6 protein-coding genes are annotated in these 12,050 nt (G+C 61.6%); 5 read left to right on the top strand and 1 reads right to left on the bottom strand.

Features of this window, described 5'->3' with window-relative positions; all coding sequences use genetic code 11:
- Nucleotides 1-7 precede the first annotated feature (7 nt).
- The 5 genes from BLR24_RS08495 to BLR24_RS08475 all read left to right on the top strand — a co-directional run bounded on the left by BLR24_RS08495 (nt 8) and on the right by BLR24_RS08475 (nt 11,054).
- Nucleotides 8-2,266 (top strand): type I restriction-modification system subunit M, encoded by a 2,259-nt coding sequence (locus tag BLR24_RS08495; protein ID WP_093015584.1) that lies wholly within the window; start codon nt 8-10, stop codon nt 2,264-2,266.
- Complete coding sequence (locus tag BLR24_RS08490; protein ID WP_093015581.1) at nt 2,263-3,471, top strand: restriction endonuclease subunit S; 1,209 nt, start codon at nt 2,263-2,265, stop codon at nt 3,469-3,471. The genes BLR24_RS08495 and BLR24_RS08490 overlap by 4 nt, the downstream gene beginning before the upstream one ends.
- Before the next feature lie 21 nt (nt 3,472-3,492).
- Entirely contained in the window at nt 3,493-6,819 is a 3,327-nt protein-coding gene (locus BLR24_RS08485) for a type I restriction endonuclease subunit R (RefSeq protein WP_093015578.1), read from the top strand.
- 284 nt (nt 6,820-7,103) lie between these two features.
- Nucleotides 7,104-10,106, top strand: coding sequence for a transglycosylase domain-containing protein (locus BLR24_RS08480; RefSeq protein WP_093015575.1), 3,003 nt, complete (start codon nt 7,104-7,106; stop codon nt 10,104-10,106).
- An 18-nt stretch (nt 10,107-10,124) separates the two neighbouring features.
- Nucleotides 10,125-11,054, top strand: coding sequence for an SMP-30/gluconolactonase/LRE family protein (locus tag BLR24_RS08475; protein WP_093015572.1), 930 nt, complete (start codon nt 10,125-10,127; stop codon nt 11,052-11,054).
- Between the two features lie 27 nt (nt 11,055-11,081).
- Here BLR24_RS08475 and BLR24_RS08470 read toward each other — a convergent pair whose 3' ends face one another.
- The gene (locus BLR24_RS08470) at nt 11,082-12,050 is read right to left on the bottom strand and encodes a LysR family transcriptional regulator (RefSeq protein WP_093015569.1); all 969 of its coding nucleotides are present in this window, start codon (nt 12,048-12,050) and stop codon (nt 11,082-11,084) included.

The raw sequence follows: 12,050 nt of genomic DNA, 5'->3' as shown, positions 1-12,050 counted from the left end.
CCTTTTGATGGATTACCAAGAACTGAAGCTGCTGGAAGACGACCTGTGGGAGGCCGCTGACCAGCTTCGCGCCAACTCCAAGTTGACCGCCAGTGAGTATTCGATGCCCGTGCTGGGCTTGATCTTTCTGCGTCACGCGACCACTCGCTTCCACGCGCTGCTCCCCGATGTTGAAAAGGCAGTTCCTGCCCGCGCGACTGGCGCACTGAGAGAAGATCGCATCAAGCTGGGCTTTCAAGGCAAGGCCGCCATCTATCTGCCCGAGACTGCTCGCTACGACTACCTAGCTGCGCTGCCCGCGGGCACCAATGTGGGCGAAGCCATCCGCGACGCGATGATCGCTATCGAAGACTCGGTGACCGATCAGAAGGGCCAAAAGCTACTTGAGGGCGCGCTGCCCAAGGACTACCTCGGGCTTGAGCAAGACCTGCTGGCCGAGCTGCTGAAGATTTTTAACCGCCCTGCCTTACAGACCGCCACGGGCGACGTGTTTGGCCGCATCTACGAATACTTCCTGAATCAGTTTGCGCAGAGCGGTGCGCAAGAGGGCGGAGAGTTCTTTACGCCACCGAGTCTGGTTCGCATGATCGTCAATGTGATCGAGCCGGACCACGGCGTGGTGCTCGACCCAGCCTGCGGCTCGGCGGGCATGTTTGTCCAGACCGGCCATTTCATCGAGGAAGTGCGACACAAGAGCACCAACGATGTGGACATCACGTTCTACGGGCAAGAAAAAGCTGACCTGAACAGCAAGCTTGCTCGCATGAACTTGGCGGTGCACGGGCTGGAAGGCAACATCCGCATCGGCAACACCTTTTACGAAGACCACCATCAGTTGCTGGGCGCCTGCGATTTCGTGATGGCGAACCCGCCATTCAACGTGGATGGCGTTCAGGTCGCCAAGGTCAAAAACCAGGTCTGTGAGAAGCAAACTGGCAGGTTGCCATTTGGCTTGCCAGGTGTGGCGACGAAGACCAAAGGCAAGAACAACGGCGACGGCGAAACCATCTCTAACGCCAACAGCCTCTGGCTTCAATATTTCTATAGCTATTTGAACGACAGCGGACGTGCCGGGTTCGTCATGGCGTCCAGTGCCTCGGATGCCGGCAACAAGGACAAGGAAATTCGTCAGAAGCTGGTGGAGACTGGTCATGTGGACGTGATGATGTCCATCGGGCCGAAGTTCTTCTACACCCGCAGCTTGCCGTGCGCGCTGTGGTTCTTCGACAAGGGCAAGCCCGACAACTTGCGGGACACCGTGCTGATGATCGACGCACGCAATGTCTACACCGTGGTGTCGGCGCGCTCCCATGTCTTCACCGACGAACAGCTTACCAATCTGACGGCCATCACATGGTTGTACCGGGGGGAACAGGAGAAGTTCGTTGCGCTTTTGGCCTCGTACCAAGCCCAATTGGTGCACCATCTCTCCCAGTTGGCGGAGCGTCTTGCGAACGATGAGCAACAGGTCTCCGCACTAGCCAGGGCGCTTCGCAACTTTGCGCAGACTGCCGTAGACGACGCGGCCATTGCAGCGGTGCGTGAGAAGCTGGGTGAAGACCATGGCCTCACTAACGAATTGCTCCAAGCGTATCGCGCCGAAGTCCACAAGGTAGACGAGCAAGCTCACGGCTGGCGTCAAGCCTTGAACGTTGTGCTGCGTGAAGCCAGCGCGGTTCTGAAGGCATTGGCACCGCTCTCAGAGCAGAGCACTTTTGACCAGCGCAAGGCTCTGCAAGACAAAGTCGACGCAATCGGTCCTGCCTTGAAGGCCGGATCGGCTGCCTTGGAAGGACAGCACAAGGCATGGCTGAAGCTGTTGGACTTCGCCGAAAAGGCGCTGCGCGCCCGTCAATGGACGGTCTTTGATAGCGATGCCGTGCGTGAGGCCAAGAAGGCATTGCTGCCCCGCGATGTCAAGAAGCGCGAGAAGCCCACGGTACGTGATCTTGGCATGGAGGCGATCAAGCGGGCAACCTATTTCATCGCTCAGACCCATTGGCTGCTGAGCCGATTTCCATCGGGCAAATACGAAGACGTCTCCGGTCTGTGCAAGGCGGTGAGCCGCAATGACATCAAATACAACGACTATTCGTTGACACCGGGACGGTATGTGGGCGCTGCAGCTGGGATGCAAGACGATGATGATGGTGTGAAATTTGTTGGCCGCATGCGGGAGATCCACAGCGAGCTCGCGGAGTTGAACGACAAGGCTTTCGTCCTGGCAGCGGCCATCCAAGCAGGTATTTCGGAGCTCCTTGAATGAATTGGCCATTGAAGCGCCTGTCGGAGTTGTGCCTGCTTGCGGTGGATTGCGTGAACAAGACCGCTCCCATTGTCGAAGGGCCAACGTCCTTCAAGATGATCCGAACGACGAACGTCAAGCGAGGTTTTATCGACACCAAGATCGTTCGATACGTCTCAGAGAACACTTATGAGCAGTGGACTCGACGATCAAGGCCACTGTTTGGTGATGTGATCTTGACCCGAGAGGCACCAGTCGGTGAAGTTGGGCGTTGCACCTTCGCCGAGTCAGAACAGATTTTTCTCGGCCAGCGTCTTTTTCAGTATCGTCCGGACCCAGCCTTGCTGGACTGGAACTACCTTGCCTTTGCTCTGCAAAGCCCGCAAGTACAAAACAAGTTGCGAGGCTTAAGCTTCGGCGCCACTGTGCCTCATATCAAGGTTGGCGATGCCGAACACCTGGAGATTCCATGCCCCCCGCTTGTGACCCAACAGGCAATTGGCGGGTTGCTGGCAGCGTATGACGATCTTATCGAAACCAACCAGGCACGCATCTGCTTGCTGGAAGAGTCTGCTCGCCTGCTTTATCGTGAGTGGTTCGTAAGCTTTCGCTATCCCGGTCATTCCATCGGAATGTCATCTGGACTTCCTCAAGGCTGGCGAACTCAACCACTAGCAGAGATGGCGGAAGTCAATAGGGCTAGCCTCGGCGCAAAGGACAAACCGGAAGAAATTCGGTACGTTGATATTGCATCTGTTGAGACGGGTGTCGTATTGGGGGCAACGAAGATGCCCTACGTCGATGCACCTGGTCGTGCCCGCCGCCTGGTACAGCATGGTGATGTGATCTGGTCGTGCGTTCGCCCCAATCGACGCTCTTATGCACTTCTTTGGGAACCTGGCGAGGATGTGGTTGTTTCAACGGGGTTTGCCGTCCTCACTGCGAGCGGCATTCCATTTTCGTACCTTTACTTTGCGACAACGTCTGATGAGTTCGTCGCATATCTGACAAACCGAGCCACCGGTGCTGCCTACCCTGCAGTGAGTGGGAAGGACTTTGAGGAAGCACCACTGCTATGCCCAAGCTCGGAGGTTCTTCAAAGCTTTGATGAGAGGTGTCTGCCTATACTTGAGCTGCGAAGCAAGTTAATTCTTCAGAATGCACATTTGACCGAGGCACGCAACGCGTTGCTTCCGAAAATAATGTCGGGCGCGCTTGCTGTTTGACCGATAGAAGAGAGGGAAAATATGGCGAGCGCCGTCTACTCAGAAGACAACAATGTCCAGGAACCCGCAGCCAAGCTGTTCGAGGACAACCTAGATTGGCGCTCGGTCTATGCCTTCAATGCCGAGACCTTTGGCCCGACATCACTGCTTGGCCGCAAAGATGCCACCGAAGTTGTGCTGATTCGAGAGCTGGATGCCGCACTTGCCAAGCTGAACCCGAAGTTGACGGCGACATCCACCGGCCGCTCCAAGCTGATCATCGCGCGCGATCAGCTTCTTGATGCAGACCCCACCAAGACCCTGTTACAGCACAACGAGGCCAAGTGGAAGCTGATGCGCGATGGCATCACCTTGAAGTCACCTACAGGGAATGCGGCGGAGGACGTGCATGTCAGTGTCATTGACTTCAAGAATCCGACTGAGAACGAATTTCTGGTAGTGCGTGAGCTGTGGGTGCAAAGCGGCCCGTTCAGGCGACGTTGCGATCTGGTTGGTTTCGTCAACGGGCTACCGCTGGTCTTCATCGAACTCAAGCGGCATGACAAGGGTCTGAAGGCCGCGTTTGACGATAACTACACCGACTACAAGGACACGAATCCGCGCTTGTTCCATTACAACGCGCTGGTGATCGTGTCGAACGGCCTGGATGCTCGCTTCGGCTCCATCACCAGCACATGGGATCACTTCTATCGCTGGAAGCGCCTGAACGAGGATGATCCTGACCCAGCGCCGAAGCACGACGAGGCACCGCTCAAACCGGTTCTGCCGATCTTGTTGCGCGGCATGTGTACCAAGGATGCGCTGCTCGATATCTTCGAAAACTTCATCCTCTTCGACAGCAGCGAGGAAGTGACGTTGAAGGTGGTGGCCCGCAATCACCAGTACATCGGTGTGAACAAGGCCATCGCGAAGTTGAAGTCAGGTGATTCCGAAGTGCTGGCTGGCAAGCTGGGCGTGTTCTGGCATACGCAGGGCAGCGGCAAGAGCTATTCGATGGTTTTCTTCTGTCAGAAGGTGCACCGCAAGGTCTCGGCGGCCTACACCTTTGTGCTGCTGACCGACCGCAAAGAACTTGATGATCAGATTTACACGACCTTCGTCGGCTGCGGTGTCTCGACCAACAAGGGGGACAAGGCCACCGGTGCAGAAGGGCTTGAACGCTTGTTGCGGGATCAAAACCGCCGCTATGTGTTCAGCTTGATCCACAAGTTCCGCAAGCGCCCGACCGAACCTTGGACCACGCGCAGCGACATCATCGTTTTGTCGGACGAGGCACACCGCACGCAGTACGGCCGATTGGCGACGCAGATGCGTATGGCCTTGCGTAAGGCAGCGTTCTTGGCCTTTACGGGCACACCGCTCATCGACAGCAAGGAACGGCACGAGACGGAAAAGGTCTTTGGCTCCTATGTCTCGGTCTATGACTTTCAGCGCGCGGTGGCGGACGGGGCTACCTTGCCCCTGTACTACGAGAATCGTGGCGAAAAGCTGCGTCTGGTTGACCCAGACCTGAACAAGCGCATCGAAGAACGAATTGATGCGGCGCGGGCGGATGGCGAGCTAGCCGAGGAACAGGAAGAAAAGCTGTATCGGGAGCTGGCGCGGGAGTACCCGGTGTTCACGTCTGACACGCATCTGTCCAACGTGGCGACAGACTTCGTCGAGCACTACCACCAGCGTTGGCGCTTGATGGAGGCCCCCACCAAGCCAGGGAAGCCCACCAAGTACGGTGGCAACGCCAAAGCGATGCTGGTCTGCATCGACAAAGTCACCTGCGCGAAGATGGCTGACCGAATCAAAATCCAGTGGCTGAACAAGCAGTTGGAGCTGCAAGTCAAGCTCCAGAAGGAGGAAGAGGTTTACGCCAAGGCCGATAAACCTGAGCCCCCATTCGTGATTCGGCTGCGGGCGCAGATTGCCTGGATGGCTACCACGCAGATTCACCCCGTGTTCAGCCCTGAGCAAAACGAGGTGAAAGACTTCGCGGCAGAGGGCATCGACGTACGCCCATTGCGTCAAGTGATGGTCGATGGAATCGGCGGCAAGAGCATCGACGAGTGCTTCAAGGACGGCAAGCACCCTTTCCGGGTGGCAGTGGTTTGCGCCATGTGGCTTACCGGCTTTGATGTGAAGTCGTTGGCAACCTTGTACCTCGACAAGCCCATGAAGGGGCACACCTTGATGCAGGCGATTGCCCGCGTCAACCGGGTCGCGGCCAACAAGAAGAACGGTCTCATTATTGACTACAACGGCATGCTCAAAAGCCTGCGCAAGGCGCTTGCCACCTATGGGCAAGGTGACAAGGGTCCGCCTGTGGACCCGCTGTTCGATGAAGACCAGGCGCTGGCAGAGTATGCGCTGTCCATCGGCAAGGTGCAGGCCCAGCTCGCGACCTTTGGCTACGACTTGGATGCCCTGGTGCGCGCAGAAGAGGGTGAGGAAACCTGGGGTGAACTGCTGAATGCTCAGAATGCTGTAAGCACCTCACCGGAGAACAAGAAGACATTTCAAGTCTTGGCTGAAGACGTGTTCGACCGGTTTCGTGGCTTGTTTCCGAACCCTGGCGTGTTCAAGTACGAACCGCAGGAGAACGCGATTGCTGCGCTCTACAACCTGCTGCAAAAGCCGAAGCCTAAGGTGGACATCACTGCGATCATGCAAGAACTTCGCGGCGTGATTGATACGTCATTGGGGGTCGCCTCAAAGGGAATGGTGAAGCAGTCGCCCAAGCAGTACGACTTGTCTGGCATTGACTTTGAGCGCCTGCGGGCCGAGTTCGCAAAGTCACCCTACAAGGAAACCGCTGTGCTGACCTTGCAGGAGCGAATTCAGGCCAGATTGGACCGCATGATGGCCTTGAACCCAAGCCGCATCGATCTCTACAAGCGCTACCAAGAAATCATCGCAGAGTACAACCGCGACAAGGACGACGCTGAAATTCAACGTGTCTTTGATGACCTCATCAAGCTGCATGACTCCCTTGACCAAGAAGAACAACGGTATGTGCGCGAGGGCTTCAATAGCGAGAAGGAGCTAGCGGTATACGACTTGCTGTCGAAAGATAAGGTCGATATCACCAAAGGAGATATCGACAAGGTAAAAAAAGTGGCACGGGAACTCATGGTGACGGTGGAGCTGCGGCGGCGCGAGATGGGGGATTTGCGTGATCGCGCATCTGCCCAGGCGCAGGTGAAAGCAGCGATCATCGATCGGTTGCTGGCAGGTATGCCCGACGACTATTCCAGCGAAGATATTGAGTCGAGGGCTGAGGTCATATTTCAGTACGTGCAGCAAATCCAATCTGCTTTAAATGGACTGCCCCTGAAAGGGGTGGTCGAAACGCTTTGATGACAAGCCGCGTGGCTGACCTCCAGCAGCACGCCTAGCCTCGTTCGCAGTGGCCTCAATTGCTGGCCAAGGCCGCGCCCAAACGCCTCACAAGGCGGTAGAGTGAAAAGGACTGCCGCGTTGTGTAGTTAAAACAAAAGAACTACACCTTGTATGCCAATGTGGCAATGATCCGCCATAGGTAGTTCTCCGAAACAGAAGACCACAAAGCGCACGCGCCAAGTCGCCGCGGAAAGCGCATCATCGCCATGGACGGACCCTCGGTTCAGACTGTGCGAGGCAGCATGACAAGGTTCAAAAAGGTCTTCTGGATCGGCGGCGGGCTCGCCGTACTGGGTGCGCTTGCCGCGTACGCGGTGATCAACGAGCTGAAGACTTCCCGATGGCAATCGGCCCTGTGGCGCGACTTTGCCAAGGGTGCCGGCTACACCGTCGAGGCGGGTGCCAGCGATGCCGTCCGCTTTCCCCATACCGGGCCGTATGACGAGCGCATGGGCTACCACGATCTGCCGGACTTCATCCAGCGCCTGCAGCCCGAGGGCTACGTGATCACCCGCCAGGCGCGCATGTCGCCGCGGCTGATCGAGCTTCAGGAGCGCGGGCTTTTTATCCCGTATCGCGAGAAAAACCAGGCCGGCTTGACCGTGCGCGACTGCCGCAATACGGCGCTGCTGCACACCCGGGTACCCATGCGCGCGTACGAGCGCTTCGAAGAGGTGCCGCCGCTCCTGGTCAGCGCCTTGCTGTTCGTGGAAGACCGCCACCTGCTCGACGCGGAGCCGGCACAGCGCAACCCCGCGCTCGACCCGGAACGCTTTGCCAAGGCCGCGGCCGAGCAGGCGCTGCGGGTGTTCAACCCCGGAGGGTCCGCGACGGGCGGCAGCACGCTGGCCACCCAGATCGAGAAGTACCGCCATTCGCCGCACGGCCGCACCGTGTCGGTCCGCGAAAAACTGCGCCAGATGGCGTCCGCCTCGGTGCGTGCCTACCAGGACGGCGAGGACACGCTGGCGCGGCGCCGCCAGATCGTGGTCGACTACCTCGACACCGTGCCGCTGGCCGCACGCCCGGGCATGGGCGAGGTGCACGGCTTGGGCGACGGGCTGTGGACCTGGTACGGACGCGATTTCAGTGAGGTGAACCGCCTGCTGGTCGACAACGCAGAAGGGGCCGCGCCCACGCCCGAAGCACTCCAGCGGCAGGCGGAGGCTTTCAAGCAGGCCCTGTCTTTGATGATTGCGCAGCGCCGCCCGTCGCAGCACCTGCTGAGCGACGGCACGGGTTTGGCGCGGCTGACCGACAGCTATCTTCGGCTGATGGCCGAGGCGGGCTTGATTTCTTCCGTGCTGCGCGATGCGGCGCTGGCCGTGCCCCTGCAACTGCGGCCTCCACTGCCGGCCACACCCCGGCCCAACTTTGTGCAGCGCAAGGCCGCGACGGCGCTGCGCACCCACATCTCCACCCTGCTCAACGTGCCGCGCGCCTACGACCTGGAACGCCTCGACCTGGAGGCCGAGACCAGCCTGGACAGCGAGGCACAGGCGCTGGCGGCGAAGGTGCTCACCAGCCTGCGCACGCAGGCCGCGGCCAAGACGGCGGGGTTGTACGGCTCCCACCTGCTCGACCCGGGTGCCGACCCGGGCCCGCTGATCTACAGCTTTACGCTGTTCGAGCGTGGCACCCAGGCCAACCTGCTGCGCGTGCAGGCCGACAACATCGACCAGCCCTTCGACGTGAACCAGGGCGCGCGGCTGGACCTAGGCTCCACCGCCAAGCTGCGCACGCTGGTGAGCTACCTGGAGCTGGTGGCCGAGCTGCACGGCCGCTGGGGCGAGCTGAGCCCCGCCCAGCTGACGGCGCTGAAGCCGAGCCCGCGCGACCCGCTGGGCGCGTGGGCGCGGCAGTACCTGCTCCGCGCCAAGGATCGCCGTCTCACGCCCATGCTCGAGGCGGCCATGGAGCGAAAGTATTCGGCCGACCCGGGCGAGGCCTTCTTCACCGGCGGCGGCCTGCACCAGTTCGAGAATTTCGAGCGCTCGCGCAACAGCGAATGGATGACGGTGCGCGAAGGCTTCAAGCATTCGGTCAACCTGGTGTTCATTCGCCTGATGCGCGACCTGGTGCGGCACCGCATGTTCGGTGGCGCGTCGGACGCCGAGAGCATGCTGCAAGACCCTGCCGACCCGCGCCGGCGCGAGCTGCTGGCGCGCTTTGCCGACCGTGAAGGCTCGGCCTTCATGATCCGCTTCTATCGCAAGTACCAGCGCCTGCCGGCCGCCGACGCCGAAGCCCTGCTGCTGCGCGGCCTCAAGCCATCGGCGCCACGCCTGGCAAGCGCGCTGTTCACCATCGAGCCCGATGCCAGCGAAGCACGGCTCGACGAGCTGCTCACGCAGCGGCTGGGCCGCAGCGCCCCCGCGCCGCGCGCATTGCGGGCGCTGCGCACCACTTACTCCGGCTTGTCGCTTGCCGATCGCGGCTACGTGGCGCGCGTGCATCCGCTCGAGCTGTGGCTGGTCGGCTACCTGCGGCAGCACCCGGGTGCCACGCTGACCGACGTGCTGAACGCGAGCGCAGACGAACGCCAGGAGGTGTACGCCTGGCTCTTCAAGACGCGCCACAAGAGCGCGCAGGACAAGCGCCTGCGCGAGCTGGTCGAGCTCGACGCGTTCGCGCAAATCCATCGCTCGTGGCAGCGCGTGGGTTATCCGTTCGAATCGCTGACGCCGTCTTACGCAAGCGCCATTGGCGCCTCAGGCGACCGGCCGGCGGCCTTGGCCGAGCTGATGGGCATCATCGCCAACAACGGCGAAAGGCGGCCCACGCAGCGTGTGGGCGCGCTGCACTTTGCGCGCGAAACTCCCTATGAAACACGCCTTGAGCAACGCAACGCCAGCGCTGAACAGGTGCTGCCCCCCGAGGTGGCCTCGACGGTGCGCCGCGCGCTCTTCGAGGTGGTGCAAGACGGCACGGCACGGCGCCTGAAGGGCTCACTGGTAGACGCCAACGGCCGCGTCATCGAGATAGGCGGCAAGACCGGCACGGGCGACCATCGCTACGGGCACAACGGTCGCGGCGGGCGCACCGGTGCAGAGCGCAAGATCAGCCGCTCGGCCACTTTCGTTTTCATGATTGGCGACCGCTACTTCGGCACCATCATGGCCTACGTGGGCGAGCCCTATGCGGCGCGCTACCGCTTCACGAGCGCGCTGCCGACCCAGTTGCTCAAATCGCTGGGGCCGCAGCTGCTGCCGGTGCTAGAGCGCAGCGGGTGCGGTGGCGATTGATCGACGATTGGCTGGTTGATGCAAATCCGCGAACTCGCCACCGGCCTGCAGTTTCCCGAAGGGCCCGTTGCCATGGATGACGGCTCCGTGCTCTTGGTCGAAATTGCCCGCGGCACGCTCACGCGCGTGCGGCACGACGGCCTGGTGCAGGTGGTGGCCGACCTGGGCGGCGGGCCGAACGGCGCGGCCCTGGGGCCCGACGGCGCGGCGTACGCGTGCAACAACGGCGGCTTTCGCTGGCACACCGAAGCCGACGGCTGTCACCGGCCGGTGGGCCAGGCCGACGACTATTCGGGCGGGCGCATCGAGCGCGTGAACCTGGCCACGGGCCGTGCCGAGCGGCTCTACGACGCGGCGGACGGCGGCACGCTGTGCGGGCCCAACGACATCGTGTTCGACGCGCAAGGCGGCTTCTACTTCACCGATCTGGGCAAGACGCGCGAGCGCGACATGGACCGCGGCGGCGTGTTCTACGGCCACAGCGACGGGAGCGGCGCGCATGCCATCGCGCGGCCGGTGATGACGCCCAACGGCATCGCGCTGTCGCCCGACGGCCGCACCCTCTACTACGCCGAGACCGAAGGCGCACGGCTCTGGGCCTTCGACATCACGGCACCGGGGCGCGTGCGCAAGGACGGCTGGCCTTCACCGCACGGCGGCCGCATGCTGTGCGCATCGCCAGGCGGGCACTACCAGCGCTTCGACTCGATGGCGGCCGATGCACTGGGCAACCTGTGCGTGGCCACGCTGCTGCACGGCGGCATCACCATCGTCGCGCCCGACGGCAGCACCTGCGAGCACGTGCCGCTGCCCGACCGCTTCACCACCAACATCTGTTTTGGCGGGCGCGACATGCGCACGGCCTTCATCACGCTGTCGGGCAGCGGGCGGTTGATTGCCATCGACGATTGGCCTGTGCCGGGGCTTCGATTGAACTTCCAGGCTTGATGGCGCGCGCGGGCTCACCGCGCCACTTCACATCACGCCCTTCTTCGCACCCCCCGTCAGCGACGCGACCGAAGGCACGATCCATTGCCGGTCATTGAGCACCCGCCGGATGCGTTCGCGCAACCATTGATGCGCCGGGTCGGCGCGGTGACGCGGGTGCCAGGCCATACGCAAGGGTTCGGATTGCACCGCAACCGGCAGCTCGAAAACCTCCAGCCCGAGCGAAACGGCCATGCCCCGTGCGGTGCGTTCAGGAACACTGGCCACCAGATCGGTACGCGAGGCGGCAATCAGCGCCGAGAAGGTGCTCGGCACGAGCAACGCCACCTGGCGCTGCAAGCCCAACTGAGCCAGGGCCGTGTCCACCGGCGAAGGCTCGCCCTGGCGCGGCGTGACGCCGACGTGGCGCGCATCTGCATATCGCGTTGCCGTCATCGGCATTTTCTTCAGGCCCTTCCGCAGCGGATGCCCGGCGCGTACCGCGCCCACCAGTGTTTGCTCCGACAGCACCTGGGTTTCGGTTTCGGGATCGGTGCCTCGAAAGCTCCCCACATCCAGGTCGATGCGCCCTTCGCGCAGTGCGCCCGGGTCTGCGTGGGTTTCGGGGAGAAACTGGAGCGAAGCCAGCGGCATCTCGACTTCCAGCGCCTGCGACAGGCTGGCCCCGAACACCACCGCAATGCCTTCGGGCGCCCGCACGACGAAGCGACGTCGCAGGGCAGCGAGGCTTTCAGCATCCGCGGGTGCGCGCAACGCCTGGGCCTGTGCGAGCAAGGCGCGCACAGGCTCGGCCAACGCAAGGGCCCGCGGCGTCGGCACGAGCTTGCGGCCGGCGCGCACGAGGATCGGGTCGCCAAACGACTCGCGGATGCGTGCGAGGGTGTGGCTCATGGCGGGCGTGCTCAGGTGCATTCGCGCCGCAGCCGCCGTCACGCTGCCGGTGGAGAGCAGCGCATCGAGCGCGGTCAACAGGTTCAGGTCGTATGTGTTCGCCAT

The organism is Variovorax sp. OV700 (assembly GCF_900099805.1).
Taxonomy (GTDB): domain Bacteria; phylum Pseudomonadota; class Gammaproteobacteria; order Burkholderiales; family Burkholderiaceae_C; genus Variovorax.
The sequence above is the reverse complement of the archived record's forward strand: the minus strand, read 5'-3'. Positions and strand labels throughout refer to the sequence as shown.